Genomic DNA, 16,474 nt, shown 5'->3' on the forward strand with positions numbered 1-16,474 from the left:
ATTTCTGGTTATAAAAGCGTTCCGTCACTGGAACCTGAAGAAAAAAACCTAACCCCGTCTGGCACTGAGAAAGCGTGCGGGGTTGACCTGACGACCATCTTTCAACACTTCGTAATGCAAATGGACCCCGGTCGCGCGACCGGTGCGTCCCATCAAGGCAATCTTCTGACCCTGATCAACCAAGGTGCCCACCTCGACCAGCAACTTGGAGTTGTGGGCATAGCGGGTGACCAGGCCATTGCCGTGATTAATCTCCACCATATTGCCAAATTCCGGATGACGGCCCGCCCAGCTGACAATGCCGGGCCCGGTGGCCAGAATCGGGGTTCCGGGTTTGCCACGGAAATCGACCCCTTTGTGCATCTTGGCACGCCCATTGAACGGATCGACCCGTCCACCAAACCCGGACGAGACCCAAACTCGCTCCTGTTTGACTGGCGTGCCGGAAATAAAACCGGCATCGGTGATATGGTGATTCATGATGAAAGATTCAAGTACCGACAGCTGCTCTTCACGGCTGCTGAGCTGCTGGCTGAGGTGTTTCATCGAGGCTTGCAGCTCGTTGAGGCTCACTTCCAGCTCTTCATCATAAGAAGGGCCGCCCATGGGGGGCAGCTCTTTGAAATTGAACTCGTCGGGATCGAGATCGGCCTGCTCGGTCAATCGTTCACCGAGGGCATTGAGACGGCCAAGCTGGCCTTGCATAGTGCCCACCTGAGCAGCCAGCATTGCCAACTGTTCACGGGCTTCGTCGCCACTCTGGTCGACGGACTGTTGCTCGGCAACGGCAAGCGCCACTTCCAGCGCCTCCATTTTCTGGTGCCAGCTCTGCCAGAGCCAACCACCACCAAGGGCCAACAGGGAGAAGAGAATACCGCCGACCCAGGCCAGACGTTGTTTGGGCAGGTGCAACTTGCGTCGCTGCTTGCCGTGGAGGATCAGGGTAATGCTCATAGAAATCAGTCTGCTCGGTCAGGTGCGGCCAGGAGCCTGCACGGGAAATAAAACCGGGAGATAATCGGTATTAAAGGATGGAGTAAACAAATGACGGAACGTCGGTGCGGAGAGAGGACCGACGTTCCGTTGCACAGCTATCAGGCCAGAACCAGACCGTTATCGTAGTAAGCGATAGGCGCTTTGTCGCCCTCACCCTCGAAGGTCACCAGTTCCCAAGCCTCCTGCTCGGCCAGCAAGGCACGCAGCAGCTTGTTGTTCAGGGCATGCCCGGTCTTGTAGGCACGGAACTCACCGATGATGCTGCGGTTACACATATAGAGGTCACCGATCGCGTCCAGCATCTTGTGCTTGACGAACTCGTCCTCATAACGCAAACCGTCTTCGTTCAGCACCCGATAGTCGTCCAGTACCACGGCGTTTTCCAGGCTTCCGCCCAGCGCCAGGTTCTGGGAACGCAGGTACTCGATATCACGCATGAACCCGAAGGTACGGGCACGGCTGATCTCTTTCACGAAGGAGGCACCGGAGAAGTCCAGTACGCAACGCTGATTGCGCCCTTCAAAGACCGGATGCTGGAAATCGATCTCGAGATCCATCTTGAAACCGTTGCGATAGGGGTGGAATTCCGCCCACTTGTCGCCGTCTTCAACCCGGATGCTCTTCTTGATCCGCACAAACTGCTTGGCAGCATTTTGCTCACGGATCCCGACTTCCTGCAGCAGGTAGATAAAGGGATGCGCACTGCCATCCATCACCGGGATCTCGGGCGCGTCAACCTCAACGTAGAGGTTGTCGATCCCCATCCCGGCCAGCGCGGCAGAGAGGTGCTCAATGGTAGAGACACGGACACCGGCTTCGTTGACCAGAGCGGTACAGAGCACGGTATCGCGCACCTGATCGGCATTGGCTGGCAGCTCCACCACAGGATTCAGGTCGGTACGCAAGTAAACGATCCCTGTGTTCACAGGCGCCGGACGGAACGTCATGGTGACTTTCCGGCCCGAATGCAGGCCGACACCAGTCGCCTGTACACTCGTTTTCAAGGTTCTTTGTCTAATCATGGGTGTACCCTAAACAGCTTAAAATCCGGACCAGATGGTCGTTGGCAGGCCATCTTAGCACATTCCTTGAACAACAAACAAACGAGAGCCATAAGAGGCTTAGTCAGCTTGCTTGCGCAGGAACGCCGGAATATCCAGGTAATCTGGTTCACGACGAGCTTGCGGCTCGGCGTTGACCACCTTGGCCGGGGCTTCGTCCATCACGCGGCCTTGCATCATGTCGCTAACTAGCGGCTGACGCACCGGGCGCTCTTGCACCTGGCTGCTCTTGACCAAAGTGATGTCCGGCTTGCGCTCGGCACCGATACCGGTAGCAACCACAGTCACACGCAGTTCGTCGTGCATTTCCGGATCGATTACGGTACCCACTACTACAGTGGCGTTCTCGGAAGCGAAGGCCTTGACCGCGTTACCCACGGTTTCGAACTCTTCGATGGTCATGTCCATACCGGCGGTGATGTTGACCAGGATGCCACGGGCACCAGCCAGATCCACGTCTTCCAGCAGCGGGCTGGAGATGGCTTTCTCGGCCGCTTCTTCGGCACGGTCATCACCGGAGGCGGAACCGGTACCCATCATGGCGGTACCCATTTCACGCATCACGGTACGCACGTCCGCGAAGTCGACGTTGATCAAGCCCGGACGGGTGATCAGCTCGGCAATGCCCTGTACCGCGCCAAGCAGTACATCGTTGGCCGCCTTGAAGGCATCCAGCAGGGAGATACCGCGACCCAGCACCTTCAGCAACTTGTCGTTGGGGATGGTGATCAGGGAGTCGACGTTTTTGGAGAGCTCTTCGATACCGTGGGCGGCGAAACCCATCCGCTTCTTCCCTTCAAAGGAGAACGGCTTGGTGACCACAGCAACGGTCAGGATGCCCATCTCGCGTGCCACTTCGGCCACGATCGGCGCAGCACCGGTACCGGTACCACCGCCCATACCGGCGGCGATGAACACCATGTCGGAACCGGTCAGCAGCTCACGCAGTGCTTCGCGATCTTCCATGGCCGCATCACGACCCACTTCCGGATTGGCGCCGGCCCCCAGACCCTTGGTGATGCCACCGCCGATCTGCAGGGTAGTGTTGGCGCTGGAGTTACGCAGTGCCTGGGCGTCGGTGTTGACGGTAATGAACTCAACACCCTCAATATTTTGACGAACCATGTGCTCGACAGCGTTACCGCCGCCGCCACCTACACCGATCACTTTAATGACGGCTTCGTCAGTGTGGCTATCCATAAATTCAAACATGTTGTCTCTCCGCTTTATTTGCCTGACTCAGCAAAATTCTTAGAACTCGCCACGCAGCCAGTTGCTAACCCGTTTGACCAGGCCACCGACGCTTGCCTTGGCGGCATATTCTTTGTTGCTACCTGTGGCTTGATGGGTGCGGCCATATTGCAGCAACCCGACCGCAGTCGAGTACACCGGTGCCTGCACGTAATCACTCAAACCACGTATGTTCATGGGCTCTCCCACCCGGACCTGGCTCTGGAAGATCTGCTCTGCACACTCCACAATACCTTCAATCTGGGCAGCGCCGCCGGTCAAGACCACACCGGCTGCCAGCTGATGCTTGACCCCCTGCGCTTTCAACTCGCTTTGTACCCGCACCAGCTCATCATTCACCATGGAGAGCAACTCGGTGTAACGGGGCTCAATCACTTCAGCCAGTGTCTGCCGTTGCAGGCTGCGCGCCGGGCGACCACCGACACTGGGTACTTCAATATTGTCTTCCTTGCTGACCAGACGACCGAGGGCGCAACCGTAACGCACCTTGATCGCTTCCGCGTCGAGCGGCGGCGTGCCGAAGGCGTAGGCGATGTCGCTGGTCACAGTGCTGCCAGCATACGGGATCACCTTGGTGTGGCGCAGGGCACCGCCGGTAAACAGCGACATATCCATGGTACCGCCACCGATATCCACCACGCAGACACCCAGCTCTTTCTCGTCTTCGGTCAATACGGCATAGCTGGAGGCCAGCGCGGAGAAGATCAGTTGATCCACGCGCAAACCGACCTTCTCCACACACTTCTCGATGTTGCGAGCCATGTCGTTGTGGCAGGTGATCAGGTGAACCTTGGCCGCCATCCGCACGCCGGAGAGGCCGACCGGATTCTTGATCCCTTCCTGATAGTCGATCGCAAACTCCTGGGGCAGCACGTGCAGCACACGCAGCTCGTCGGAGAGGCGAACCGACTTGGCGGTGTGGATCACGTTGTCCACATCCTCCTGGGTCACCTCCTCATCGGAGATGGGCACCATGCCGGTCTCGTTGCGGCAGTCGATATGCTTGCCGGACAAACCCAGATAAACCGAGCTGATCTGGCAGTCGGCCATCATCTCGGCCTCTTCCACCGCACGGCGCAATGACTTGACCACGGAGTCGAGATCGTTGACCCCACCCTTCTCCATCCCGCGGGAGGCGTGACTGCCCATACCGATGACGTTCAGCTCACCGTCCGGCAATACTTCCCCGACCAGAACCGCCACCTTGGTTGTGCCGATATCCAGTCCGACAATCAAATTCCTATCTGCGGTGTTGGTCATGCACTTTCTCTTCGCTCTTCTTCCAGCCAACTGCCACACCGGTATCGTATCGAAGATCCACATACGCAACCTGCGAACGGGGTTCGATAACCGGGAAGGCATCGATAAATCGCTGCAACCTGAGCGCTATGTCGTTGCGACCCAGAAACAGCTTGATATTGCCATCCAGGGTCAGCTCCCAGGCATGGCGGGGAGTCAGATTCACTCCCAGCAACTTGTATCCCTTGGCAGCCAGTTGCGACTCGTACTGCCGACTCTCTTTCAACACCATGGCGGCCTGGTCATCCGGCCCCGACAACTGCATCAGCGGCGTCTTGACCCGATCCGGGGCGCTGAACACCTTGCCCTTGGTGTTGACAAAGCGGTTGCCGTTCCAGCGCGCCGCTACGTCCTGTTCCGTCAGGTAGACCTTGATCTTGTTCGGCCACTTCTTGCGTACCGATACTGAGGCCACCCATGGCAAGGCATTGAGCCTTGCCTGCAATTCATTGACATCCAACTCGAAGAAGTTGCGTAATTCGGCACCATCCAGTACCGCTAACCGCAGCTCCTCCGTCTCCAGATACTGATGTTGCCCTTGCAGCAACAATTCGCTCATGGGCAACCGATTGGCATCCGTCAGCCAATCTTTAACATCCAGCGCCGTCCGGTAGCAGCCCCATATCACCAGCAGGAAAAACATCACCCCTGCGATGAAGCCACCCTTGGTGCGCCCCTGTGCCCTTGCCTCCACCCGTTCGATCCCCGTGTAACGCGCTAAACCGGCCTTTGACAGACCGGTTCGCCATTATATAGGCCCCGGCTTGGCGGTCAAAATACTCATTGGGCCCTCAGGCACCAGATTTCATGCTATCTATGCTCAATTTCATCTCGCCAAGACGACGGGCCAGTGCCCCGACGTTCCCGGCGCCTTGAGTCAGCACCAAATCCCCCTCGCCAATCAGGTCGGCCAGCACGGCTGGCACGTCATCCGGTGTAGCGACGAAGATGGGTTCCAGGTTGCCGCGCGAGCGAATGGAGCGGCACAGTGCCCGTCCATCAGCGCCCGGGATCGGCTCCTCACCGGCAGCATAAACCTCCAGCATCACCAGCACGTCTACCTTGGAGAGCACATCGGCGAAGTCCTCGTAGAGGTCGCGGGTGCGGGTATAACGGTGCGGCTGGAACACCATCACCAGACGCTTCTCGGGCCAACCGGCACGGGCGGCATTGATAGTGACCTTCACTTCGCTCGGGTGGTGGCCGTAATCGTCCACCAGCATCGCCTTGCCACGACCAGTTTCGAACTCGCCATACTGCTGGAAGCGACGGCCGACACCTTCAAACTTGGCCAGCGCAGAGATGATGGCCTCGTCGCTGACACCGTCTTCCGTCGCGACAGCAATCGCCGCGGCGGCGTTCAAGGCGTTGTGAATGCCCGGCAAATTAAGGGTGACCTGCAGTTCACCCGCCTCTTTGCGGCGCACCCGGAAGCGGCTGTGGTTGTTGGTCTGGACAAAATCCAGTACCTGCACGTCAGCGTCTTCAGAGAGACCGTAGGTCAGGGTCGGGCGGGCAATCTCCGGCAACATGCCACGGATCACCGGATCATCGATGCAGACCACCGCCAGTCCGTAGAAGGGCAGATTGTGCAGAAACTCGATGAAGGTGGCCTTCAGCCTGGAGAAGTCACCGCCGTAGGTGTCCATGTGATCCGCTTCGATGTTGGTCACGATAGAGACCATCGGCTGCAGATGCAGGAAAGAGGCGTCGCTCTCGTCCGCTTCGGCAATCAGGTAGCGGCTGCTTCCCAAGCGGGCATTGGTGCCGGCACTGTTGAGCAGGCCACCGATGACGAAGGTCGGGTCGCGATCGGCTTCGGCATAGATGCTCGCCACCAGACTGGTGGTGGTGGTCTTGCCGTGGGTACCGGCAATGGCGATACCGTGCCGGAAACGCATCAGCTCGGCCAGCATCTCAGCACGCCGTACTACCGGGATCCGCAGTTCGCGGGCAGCCAGCAACTCCGGGTTGTCCTGCTTGATGGCAGTAGAAACCACCACCACGCTGGCGCCGTTGACGTGCTCGGCGTTGTGGCCAGTAAAGATATGGGCGCCCAGAGCCTCAAGCCGCTCGGTCACCGCATTGCGAGCCAGATCAGAACCCGTTACCTGATACCCTTCGTTGGCAAGTACTTCGGCGATCCCGCCCATACCGGCACCACCGATACCGATAAAATGGATGCGACGCACGCGGCGCATTTCGGGGATCACAGTACGCAGTTTTGCCAGTTCAACCTTGGTCATAATCGTCTCTTTAGTCTGCCGCAGGCCATGTACCGTCAAAGCTCGGCTGCACAGCGGCATCAATACATACAGGTACAAGGCTGCACGGAGTCACCACTGCAACCTTGCTCATTAATCTTTACCACTCTGCCCACTGGCGAGCCGCTTGCACTCATCAGCAACCCGCTCGGCCGCATCGGTAATGGCAACGCGACGGGCGGCCTGAGCCATGCTAAACAGGGTCTCCCTGCGGCCAGCCAGCCAGGAGAGGCGCGCCGCCAGCGAGGTGGTGGTCAGCTCGGACTGGGGCAGGAATTCGGCCGCACCACCGTCGACCAGAGTCAGAGCGTTACGGGTCTGGTGATCATCCACTGCATGGGGCAGCGGGACGAAAATGGCTGCCACCCCGGCGGCGGCCACCTCGGATACCGTCAGGGCTCCCGCCCGGCAGACAACCAGATCGGCCCAGGCATAGGCGCCGGCCATATCCTTGATAAATTCACTCACCTCGGCATTGATGCCGTGCTGGGCATAGGCAGCAGACACTGTCTCGGCATTGCCCTTGCCACACTGGTGACGCACCTCGATAGGCACACCAGCCGCCGCCACCGCAGCGGGTACCTGCTGGTTGAGCACCCGGGCACCCAGGCTGCCACCGACGATCAGCAGATGCAGCGGCTCGGCTTCGCTGCGAAGCTGCGGATCCGGCAGGGCGACCACTTCGGGACGCACCGGATTGCCTACCACGGCGGTACGGCGGCTCGGCGCGAAGGCGCCCGGAAATGCCATCAGCACCCGCTTGGCAATACGCGCCAGCAGCTTGTTGGTCATGCCTGCAGCAGCATTCTGCTCATGGAGCAGCAACGGGATGCCGGAGAACCAGGCAGCCACTCCCCCCGGACCGGAGGCAAAGCCCCCCATACCGAGCACCACATCCGGGCGAACAGTCTTGATCACCTGACGCGCCTGCAAGATTGATTTGACGATGCGATAGGGCGCCATCAGCAGTCGCTTGATGCCGTTGCCACGCACCCCCTGAATATCGATGAAGGAGATGGGATAACCATGGGCGGGCACCAGCTCCGCCTCCATCCGGTCCGCCGTCCCCAGCCAGTGGACAGTCCAGCCCTGCTCCCTCAGTCGATCGGCCACGGCCAGACCGGGAAAGACATGCCCCCCGGTACCACCTGCCATCACCAACAGCGTCTTGCTCACTAAACCTCCCGCACCCGCGCCTGGGCAGTCGCCTGACGCAACTCAAAATCGATTCGAATCAACATGCTCACCGCCACTGTCATGATGATGAGACTCGAGCCGCCGTAACTGACCAGCGGCAGGGTCAACCCCTTGGTCGGCATCATGCCGCTGGCTGCGCCAACGTTGACGAAAGTCTGGAAACTGAACCAGATGCCGATACCGATAGCCAGATAGCCATCATAGAGGCGGTCGGCTTGCAGGGCGCGATGCCCCAGCTTCAACGCCTTGATCGCCAACGCAAAGATGAGACACAGGGCGCCCAGTACCCCAACGTAACCCAGCTCTTCGCCGAGGATCGCAAACACGAAGTCGGTATGCGCTTCCGGCAGGTACTCCATCTTCTGGATGGAGTTGCCGAGCCCTTCGCCAAACCAGCTGCCACGGCCAAACGCCATCAGCGACTGGGTCAACTGGTAGCCACTGCCAAACGGATCGGCCCAGGGATCCATAAAAGAGGTCACCCGACGCATCCGGTATGGCTCGACGATGATCAGCATGATCACCCCACCAAGACCGCCACCGATAAGGATCATGAACTGCCACAGTTTGGCGCCAGCCAGAAACAGCATGCCGAACGAGGTGACGAACATCACCACGGTCGACCCCAGATCCGGTTGCAGCAGCAACAGGATCGCCAACACCCCGAATACTGCCAAGGGCTTCAGGAAGCCAAGCCAGGCTTCACGCACCTCGTTCTGACGCCGCACCAGATAACCGGCCAGATAGACGAATAGGGCCAGCTTGCCAAACTCGGCCGGCTGCAGGTTGAAGGGGCCCAGTGGCAGCCAGCGCACCGCACCGTTGACATTGCGCCCGACCACCAGCACCAGTACCAGCAGCAGAATGGCCAGCAACAGCATGGGTCCGTTGTACTCCTGCCAGCGCGCCATCGGCACCTGCAACACAAACCAGGAGATACCGAGCGCCATCACCAGAAACATGGCGTGACGCTTCACAAACATGAAGGGATCATCCCCCAGGGAGATCCCCTCCGGGATCGAGGCTGATGCCACGATCACCACCCCGACCGCCATCAGGGAGAGCGCCAGCAACACCAACTGCCGGTCATAGAGGCCGGCAGGGCGCGCCGGCAATAGCCAGCGCTGGAACAGACCTGCGGCTGCGCGAAGGGCATTCATAGCGCCATCACCATCTCGGTAAAGCGATCGCCACGCACCTCGAACGACTTGAACTGATCGAGGCTGGCACAGGCTGGCGCCAGCAGCACCCAGTCACCGGGCTTGGCATCGGCAGCCGCCTTGGCAACCGCAGCGGCCAGGTCGGCCACCCGTTCGGTCTGCTCACCCAGCGCCAGCAGCACCTCGGCATCCTGACCGAAGCAGTACATGTGATCGATCTGGTTGCCCAGCAGCGCCTGGATCGGGCCAAAATCCTGCCCCTTGCCCTGACCACCGGCCAGCAGCAACAGGCGCCCCTTGACCGACTCGCGCACACCGGCAACGGCAGCTAGCGTAGCTCCCACGTTGGTGGCTTTGGAGTCGTTGATCCAGCGCACCCCGTTCACTTCGCGCACGAAACGGGCACGGTGGGGCAAGCCTTCAAAGCGGCGCAGCACGGTGAGCTGGGCAGCGCGGGGAATGCCGACCGCATCGCACAGCGCCATGGCGGCCAGCGCGTTGGCCTGATTGTGGGCACCGACGATCTTCATCTCGTCCACCGCCAGCAGCGGCTCGCCGTGCAGGGTCAACCAGTAGCGGCCATCCAGCAGGCAGCGGCCATAGCCATTGCAGTCAAGACCGAAGCTCTGCCACACCTGACCCACATCGGGCAAAGTCTGGGGATCGTCGCGATTGACCAGAATGTGTTTGGAGTGCTGATGGATCTCCATCTTGGCGGCACGGTAGTCGGCCATACCCTGATAGCGATCCATGTGATCTTCAGAGAGGTTCAGCACCACAGAGGCAGCAGCACGCAAACTGTGAGTGCTCTCCAGCTGGAAGCTGGAGAGCTCCAGTACGCAGAGATCCATCGGCTGCTTGAGCAGCTCCAGCGCAGGCGTACCGATATTGCCGCCCACGCCCACCTTGAGCCCGGCTTCGGCAATCATCTCACCCACCAGCGTAGTGACAGTGCTCTTGCCATTGGAACCTGTGATGGCAATGACCGGTGTCTCGGTCTCGCGAACGAACAACTCGATATCGCCGACGATCTGCACACCACATTCGGCAGCCGCTTTCAATTCAGGGGTAGCCAGCGCGATACCCGGACTCGCTACGATCATGTGCGCCTGCTTGAGCAGCTCTTCATCCAGCCCGTGGATAAGCTCCACTTCTGGCGGCAGCTGATCCTTGCCAGGCGGGTTGGTACGGGTATCCATCACCAGCGGCGTAACGCCACGGCCGAGGAAGTAGTCGACGCAGGAGAGTCCGGTTTTACCCAATCCGATGATGATGACCATGGCCTTACCTCACCTTCAGGGTGGCAAGACCCAGCAGCACCAGCACGAGGGTGATGATCCAGAATCGCACGATAACGCGCGGCTCCGGCCAGCCCTTCTTCTCGTAGTGGTGATGGATCGGCGCCATGCGGAAGATCCGCACGCCGCGCAGCTTGTATGACCCCACCTGCAGGATCACCGAGACAGTCTCCATCACGAAGACACCGCCCATGATCACCAGCAGAAATTCCTGACGCACCAGTACGGCGATGGTACCGAGCGCGCCGCCCAGCGCCAGAGAGCCGACGTCGCCCATGAAGACCTGTGCCGGATAGGTATTGAACCAGAGGAAGCCCAGACCCGCACCGACGATGGCGGTACAGACGATCACCAGCTCGGAGGTATAGGGAACATAGGGAATATGCAGGTAACTGGCGAAGTTGACGTTGCCGGTTGCCCAGGCGATAAACGCAAAGCCGCCCGCCACCATCACGGTCGGCATGATGGCCAAGCCATCCAGACCATCGGTCAGGTTGACCGCGTTGGAGGTACCAACAATGACGAAATAGGTGAGCAGGATAAACATCAGGCCAAGTTGCGGCATCACATCCTTGAGGAAGGGCACCACCAGCTGGGTCTGACCATCATGGGTGGCCGTGGCGTAGAGGAATACAGCCACTCCCAGCGCAACGGCGGATTGCCAGAAGTACTTCCAGCGGGCGATCAGGCCGTCGGTATTCTTGCGCACCACCTTAAGGTAGTCGTCGGCAAAGCCGATGGCGCCATAGGCACCCAGCACAAACAGCACCAGCCAGACATAGGGGTTGTCGAGGCGGCACCAGAGCAGCACAGACGTGAAAATCGCAGCAATGATCATCAGACCACCCATGGTCGGAGTGCCCCGCTTGCTGAGGTGGGACTCGGGACCATCGTTGCGGATCACCTGACCGAACTTCAGGATCTGCAGGCGACGAATGAGGCGCGGCCCCATCCAGAGCGCAACTCCCAGACCGGTAATGATCGACAGGATGGCGCGAAACGTCAGGTAGGAGAAGACGTTGAAGAAGGTGAAGTGCGGGGTGAGCAGTTCGGCCAGCCAGACTAGCATGTGGCTGACTCCTGATGGCCTTTGACCATCTCGACGATATCTTCCATGCGGGAGCCACGGGCACCCTTGACCAGAATCGAAATTTCCTGATGTGTATTTATCATTTGCGCAAGCACTTCAAACAACGACGCCTTGTTATCGAAATGTCGGCCAGCCGCGGCATCTGCGGTATAGCGACTATGTTCCCCTACTGTCAGCACGGCATCCAGACCGCACTCGCGGGCATGACGGCCAACCCGGGCATGTTGCTCGGCAGACTCCTCACCCAGTTCCCGCATGTCGCCAAACACCAGCACCTTAAAGCCGCTCATGGCGGTCAAGGCATCGATGCCCGCCAGCACGGACTCCACGCTGGCATTGTAGGTATCATCCACCAGAGTCAGACCGCCCCAGCGCTGGACGCAGAAGCGTCCCTTGACCGGTGCCATCTGCTCCAGCCCCACCTTGACGGAGTCGAGGAATGCGCCGAGGGCCAGACAGCCCGCGGCGGCAGCCAGCGCATTGGCCACGTTATGGCGGCCGGGGATCGCCAGAGTCAGGCTCACCTCACCCTGCGGGGTTACCATGACGAACTCGGCACAACCCTGAGCGTTGAGAACCACATCGCGAGCATGGAACGGCTGGCTCTGATCCTCGATGGAGAAGGCGCAGCGAATGCCACGCTCGCGCCACTTCGGCCAGAATTCGTTGTCGGCGTTGACGATGGCGGTGCCGCCTTCGCTCAAGCCCTCAAAAATTTCGCTCTTGGCGTGGTAGATCCCCTCAAGAGAGCCGAAGCCCTCAAGATGGGCAGCTGCGACGTTGTTGATGATGGCGGCATCGGGCTTGGCCAGCGAGGTAGTCCAAGCGATTTCGCCCTTGTGGTTTGCTCCCAGCTCCATCACCGCAAACTGGTGTTGCGGCTCGAGGCGCAGCAGGGTGAGCGGCACGCCCACCTCATTGTTGAAGTTGCCAGCGGTGGCCAGCACTTCCCCTTCGTTGCGCAGGATGGCAGTTGCCATCTCCTTCACCGTAGTCTTGCCGCAGCTGCCGGTAATGGCCAGCACTTTCGGATTGATGCGCTCGCGCACCAGCTTGCCGAGTCGGCCCAGCCCCTTAAGGCTGTCCGCCACCACCAGCTGGGGAATGGCCAGCGGCAGCTCACGCTCGACCAGCAGAGCAGAGGCCCCTGCCTGAACAGCCTGCTCGCAAAAATCGTGGGCATCGAAACGCTCGCCGCGCAGGGCAACGAACAGGGCACCCGCGCCCAAAGTGCGGGTGTCGGTACTGACAACGGTGATCTCGCCATCGTCACCAATCAGACGGGCATCGAGTACCTGCGCCAGCTCGGCAAGCCTGAGGGTCATCATTTGAATGACTCCAATAATGTGTGCAAGGCGGCCGCGACGGTTTCCCGGTCGCTGTAGTGCCGCTTGTCGGTTCCAATGATCTGATAATCCTCATGGCCCTTACCGGCCACCAGGATGATGTCCTGCTTGCTCGCCTGACCGATGGCCAGCGCAATCGCCTTGACCCGGTCGTGCTCCACCTGCACCGCAGCAGGATCGCGAAGACCCGCCACCATGTCGGCCATGATCCGGGCCGGCTCCTCGGTACGGGGATTGTCGTCGGTCAGGATCACGCGATCCGCATACTGCTCGGCCATGGCGGCCATCATGGGACGCTTGCCGCGATCGCGGTCGCCACCACAGCCAATCAGACACCAAAGCTGGCCGGTGCAGTGCACCCGCAGGGCCTGCAATGCCTTTTCCAGCGCATCAGGGGTGTGGGCGTAATCGACCACCGCCAGCGGCGTATCACCACCGCCGAAACACTCCATACGACCGGTCACTGGCTGCAATTTCGGGGCAGTTGCCAGTAGCTCATGGAAGTCGTAACCGAGCACCAGCATTACGCCCATCGCCGCCAGCACATTGCTGACGTTGAAGCGCCCGAGCAAGGGGGCGGATAATACACCATTCCCCCAGCTGGAGTTAATCTGCGCGCGAAAACCTTGCTGGTGAAAATCGAGCTGCTGCGCCGTTAATTGACGGCCAAAATGGTATTCAATCGGGCCATTCACACTGAAAGCCACCGCTGCCGGGTATTTTTCGAGCCACTTGGCACCCAATTCGTCATCTCGGTTAATCACCGCATTCGACTCGTCGACCAGCTGCAGCAGCTGCTCCTTGGCCGCGCCATAGGCTTCCATGGTGCCGTGGTAGTCGAGGTGATCCCGGCTCAGGTTGGTAAAGACAGCGGCGGAAAAGGGCAGCGCGGCGACACGGTGCTGCACCAGACCATGGCTGGAGACCTCCATCGCCACCAGATCCGCCCCCTGCTCTTGCAGCGCAGCCAGATTGGCTTGTACCTGCACGGCGCTGCCAGTGGTATTTTCCGCTTCGATCAGATGGCCAAACAGGCCGTTGCCGATGGTGCCCATCACCCCGGCCTTACCACCCAGCAGGGTGCGCCAGTTGGCGACCAGCAAAGCGGTAGTGCTCTTGCCGTTGGTGCCGGTGATCCCGACCAGATCCAATTTTTGGGCTGGCTGATCGTAGAAATAGCCCGCAAGAGCAGAGAGGTGAGCGGGCAGATCCCGCATCCCGATACAGGGAACCGGAGTCGATGGTGGGATAAATTCACCATCCTCCTCAAACACAACAGCGGTCGCTCCCTGAGCAACCGCCTGTTCGATGAAACGTCTGCCATCCACCTGATGACCGCAAATAGCCACGAAGAGCGAGCCGGGGCCAACCCGCCGACTATCCAGCTGGATATCGGTCAGAGTGAGCGCCGGCGCCTGGATACCGAAGGGGCGCAGTAATGCATCAAGTGCGCGGGACAAGAGGAGCCTCCGTACGGGCAAGTTTGGCGGGCACCGCTGTGGGCACCGCGTCAGGACGAATGTTGAAGAGTTGCAGTACCCCGCCCATGGCCTCTGCAAACGGCGGGGTCGCCACGGCACCGCCATAGTAAGCACTGCCTTTTGGCTCGTTAATCACCACCACCATGACGAAACGGGGATTACTGGCAGGGGCAAAACCGGCAAACCAGGCCATGTAATCCTTGCCGTAGCCTCCGGCAACGGCGACCTTGGCGGTACCACTCTTGCCACCGACCCGATAACCCGGAATCTTGGCTTTGGGAATAGCGTTGTCGACCACGTACTCCAGCGCCTGCAGCATGGCGGAGGCGTTGTTGTGGTCGATCACCTGCTCACCCTTGGGCGGCGTGGTCACCTTGACGATGGAGATGGGCACTCGCTTGCCCTTGTTGGCCAAGGTGGCGTAGGCGGAAGCCAGTTGCAGCGGGGTAACCCGCAGACCATAACCAAATGAAAGGGTCGCCCGCTCGATATCGGACCAGCGCCGACGCTGAGGCAACATACCACCGCTCTCGCCCATCAGTCCGCTGCCGGTATCCATGCCGAAACCGAACATACTGAGGGTGTTGATCATCTCTTGGGCCGGCATCCGTAGCGCGATGCGCGACATGCCGATGTTGGAGGAGTAGCGCAGGATATCGTAAAGGTTGGTCGCCTTGTGAATACTGACGTCCTTGATCTGCTTGGCACCAATAAAGAGCGGGCCACCGGGAATGAAATCCTTCCAGCTGGTGACACCCGCCTGCAAGGCACTTAGCAAAATCAGCGGCTTGACTGTGGAGCCCGGCTCGTAGGTATCGGTCACCACCCGGTTGCGTACCCGGAAACTCTGATACTGGCCGCGGTTGTTCGGGTTATAGGAGGGGGTATTGACCATGGCGAGCACTTCGCCGGTCTTGATATCCAGCATCACCATGGAGCCGGACGTTGCCTTGTTCTCGTCGGTTGCCCGCTTGAGGGCACGGTAGGCCAATGCTTGCACCCGCTGATCGATGCTGAGCTGCAGATCGTTGGCGTTCTTGCCCTCTTTGACGATACCAAGACGCTCGATGACCCTGCCCTGCCGGTCCTTGCGCACCCGCATCTCGCCCGGTGTCGCCGTCAGCCACTCGTTGTAGCTGCGCTCGATCCCCTCGATCCCGTTGCCATCGATGTTGGTTACCCCCACCAGGTGGGCACTGATTTCGCCAGTCGGATAGAAGCGGCGCGACTCGGGACGCAGATAGACACCACCCAGCTTGAGCCCCTTGATGTATTCAGAGACAGCGGGCGTTACCTGACGCTGCAGATAGACGAAGCGCTTGCTGGGGTTGGCGATACGTTGCTTGAGAGTATTGATATCGATTTTGAGGACTGCTGAGAGCGCCATCCAAGCCCGCTCATTGTGGATAGCACCGGACTCGTGCACAGTCTTGGGATCGGCCCAGACCGCCTCGACCGGAACGGAAACAGCCAGCTGTTCACCATTGCGATCGGTGATCATGCCGCGCACCGCCTGGGTGGAGGTGGTTCGCAGAGAGCGCATGTCCCCCTCCTGACGCAGACGATCCGGATTGATCACCTGGATCCAGGCCAGACGGAGGATCAGCCCGACAAAGGCGATGCCGATGAATACGACCAGCGTGCGGAAGCGCCACGGATAGATAGATGGCGCTTTAACGTTCGCTTTAGCGGTTTTGGCTGTAGCCTTCCGTTTCATGGCAGAGTAATTACCTTCTCGGTGGTCACCAGAGGGCGACCCATTTGCAACTTGTCCATGGCCAGCGTGGCGACCCGGGAGTGTTCCGCCAGAGTGCCCTGCTCCAGCAGGAGGTGGCGCCATTCGATATTGAGGCGATCCTCTTCCGCCATTAGGTCATTCTGTTTGGCGGTGAGGCCACGGGTCATGTTGGTCACCAGGATCACGGCAAACGCGGTCACCAGTACGGCAACCGACAGAAAAATCTGCAGCTTGTGCCGCCAGAGATCGGCAACGATCTCCTTGGCTAGGTGGACGCGTACTTCGCTCATCGC

Annotated in this window: 14 protein-coding genes; all 14 read right to left on the minus strand. The window is 59.9% G+C overall.

Annotated features, from left to right (window positions below; genetic code table 11):
- Positions 1 to 48 precede the first annotated feature (48 nt).
- A complete protein-coding gene (locus G5195_RS09025; protein ID WP_005355107.1) occupies positions 49 to 954 on the minus strand; it encodes a M23 family metallopeptidase in 906 nt (301 codons plus the stop codon).
- Between the two features lie 140 nt (positions 955 to 1,094).
- Positions 1,095 to 2,018 carry a UDP-3-O-acyl-N-acetylglucosamine deacetylase gene (gene lpxC, locus G5195_RS09030; protein WP_005336146.1) on the minus strand — a complete coding sequence of 308 codons (924 nt, stop codon included), beginning with the start codon at positions 2,016 to 2,018 and terminating at the stop codon, positions 1,095 to 1,097.
- Positions 2,019 to 2,117: 99 nt separating this feature from the next.
- Complete coding sequence (gene ftsZ / locus G5195_RS09035) at positions 2,118 to 3,269, minus strand: cell division protein FtsZ (RefSeq protein ID WP_005336147.1); 1,152 nt, start codon at positions 3,267 to 3,269, stop codon at positions 2,118 to 2,120.
- A 39-nt stretch (positions 3,270 to 3,308) separates the two neighbouring features.
- Positions 3,309 to 4,568 (minus strand): cell division protein FtsA, encoded by a 1,260-nt coding sequence (gene ftsA, locus G5195_RS09040; protein WP_005336148.1) that lies wholly within the window; start codon positions 4,566 to 4,568, stop codon positions 3,309 to 3,311.
- On the minus strand, positions 4,549 to 5,301 hold the full coding sequence (locus G5195_RS09045) for a cell division protein FtsQ/DivIB (RefSeq protein WP_216952206.1): 753 nt from the start codon (positions 5,299 to 5,301) through the stop codon (positions 4,549 to 4,551). Before G5195_RS09045 ends, ftsA begins: the two co-directional genes overlap by 20 nt.
- A gap of 97 nt (positions 5,302 to 5,398) precedes the next feature.
- Positions 5,399 to 6,853 (minus strand): UDP-N-acetylmuramate--L-alanine ligase, encoded by a 1,455-nt coding sequence (gene murC / locus G5195_RS09050; protein ID WP_216952207.1) that lies wholly within the window; start codon positions 6,851 to 6,853, stop codon positions 5,399 to 5,401.
- A 111-nt stretch (positions 6,854 to 6,964) separates the two neighbouring features.
- Positions 6,965 to 8,047, minus strand: a complete 1,083-nt coding sequence (murG, locus tag G5195_RS09055; RefSeq protein ID WP_421223112.1) for an undecaprenyldiphospho-muramoylpentapeptide beta-N-acetylglucosaminyltransferase — start codon at positions 8,045 to 8,047, stop codon at positions 6,965 to 6,967.
- The gene (gene ftsW, locus G5195_RS09060; RefSeq protein WP_005341699.1) at positions 8,047 to 9,228 is read right to left on the minus strand and encodes a cell division protein FtsW; all 1,182 of its coding nucleotides are present in this window, start codon (positions 9,226 to 9,228) and stop codon (positions 8,047 to 8,049) included. The genes murG and ftsW overlap by 1 nt, the downstream gene beginning before the upstream one ends.
- A complete protein-coding gene (gene murD, locus G5195_RS09065; RefSeq protein WP_421223114.1) occupies positions 9,225 to 10,508 on the minus strand; it encodes a UDP-N-acetylmuramoyl-L-alanine--D-glutamate ligase in 1,284 nt (427 codons plus the stop codon). Before murD ends, ftsW begins: the two co-directional genes overlap by 4 nt.
- Positions 10,509 to 10,512: 4 nt before the next feature.
- Positions 10,513 to 11,595 carry a phospho-N-acetylmuramoyl-pentapeptide-transferase gene (gene mraY / locus G5195_RS09070; RefSeq protein WP_005341701.1) on the minus strand — a complete coding sequence of 361 codons (1,083 nt, stop codon included), beginning with the start codon at positions 11,593 to 11,595 and terminating at the stop codon, positions 10,513 to 10,515.
- Positions 11,589 to 12,944, minus strand: a complete 1,356-nt coding sequence (locus G5195_RS09075; RefSeq protein ID WP_421223115.1) for a UDP-N-acetylmuramoyl-tripeptide--D-alanyl-D-alanine ligase — start codon at positions 12,942 to 12,944, stop codon at positions 11,589 to 11,591. The genes mraY and G5195_RS09075 overlap by 7 nt, the downstream gene beginning before the upstream one ends.
- A complete protein-coding gene (gene murE / locus G5195_RS09080) occupies positions 12,941 to 14,422 on the minus strand; it encodes a UDP-N-acetylmuramoyl-L-alanyl-D-glutamate--2,6-diaminopimelate ligase (RefSeq protein ID WP_421223117.1) in 1,482 nt (493 codons plus the stop codon). Before murE ends, G5195_RS09075 begins: the two co-directional genes overlap by 4 nt.
- Positions 14,406 to 16,160: a penicillin-binding transpeptidase domain-containing protein gene (locus tag G5195_RS09085; protein ID WP_216952212.1), complete on the minus strand. Its 1,755-nt coding sequence runs from the start codon at positions 16,158 to 16,160 to the stop codon at positions 14,406 to 14,408. The genes murE and G5195_RS09085 overlap by 17 nt, the downstream gene beginning before the upstream one ends.
- Entirely contained in the window at positions 16,157 to 16,471 is a 315-nt protein-coding gene (gene ftsL, locus G5195_RS09090) for a cell division protein FtsL (protein ID WP_216952213.1), read from the minus strand. Before ftsL ends, G5195_RS09085 begins: the two co-directional genes overlap by 4 nt.
- Between the last annotated feature and the right edge of the window lie 3 nt (positions 16,472 to 16,474).

Origin of the sequence: Aeromonas sp. 601039 (genome assembly GCF_049174415.1) — a bacterium.
In the GTDB taxonomy this organism is placed as follows: domain Bacteria; phylum Pseudomonadota; class Gammaproteobacteria; order Enterobacterales; family Aeromonadaceae; genus Aeromonas; species Aeromonas veronii_A.

Bases quoted from the DNA above. Each gene is read 5' to 3' on its own strand.
- G5195_RS09025 (WP_005355107.1), bottom strand. From the start codon at position 954: ATGAGCATTACCCTGATCCTCCACGGCAAGCAGCGACGCAAGTTGCAC.
- lpxC (WP_005336146.1), bottom strand. From the start codon at position 2,018: ATGATTAGACAAAGAACCTTGAAAACGAGTGTACAGGCGACTGGTGTC.
- ftsZ (WP_005336147.1), bottom strand. From the start codon at position 3,269: ATGTTTGAATTTATGGATAGCCACACTGACGAAGCCGTCATTAAAGTG.
- ftsA (WP_005336148.1), bottom strand. From the start codon at position 4,568: ATGACCAACACCGCAGATAGGAATTTGATTGTCGGACTGGATATCGGC.
- murC (WP_216952207.1), bottom strand. From the start codon at position 6,853: ATGACCAAGGTTGAACTGGCAAAACTGCGTACTGTGATCCCCGAAATG.
- ftsW (WP_005341699.1), bottom strand. From the start codon at position 9,228: ATGAATGCCCTTCGCGCAGCCGCAGGTCTGTTCCAGCGCTGGCTATTG.
- murD (WP_421223114.1), bottom strand. From the start codon at position 10,508: ATGGTCATCATCATCGGATTGGGTAAAACCGGACTCTCCTGCGTCGAC.
- mraY (WP_005341701.1), bottom strand. From the start codon at position 11,595: ATGCTAGTCTGGCTGGCCGAACTGCTCACCCCGCACTTCACCTTCTTC.
- G5195_RS09075 (WP_421223115.1), bottom strand. From the start codon at position 12,944: ATGATGACCCTCAGGCTTGCCGAGCTGGCGCAGGTACTCGATGCCCGT.
- G5195_RS09085 (WP_216952212.1), bottom strand. From the start codon at position 16,160: ATGAAACGGAAGGCTACAGCCAAAACCGCTAAAGCGAACGTTAAAGCG.
- ftsL (WP_216952213.1), bottom strand. From the start codon at position 16,471: ATGAGCGAAGTACGCGTCCACCTAGCCAAGGAGATCGTTGCCGATCTC.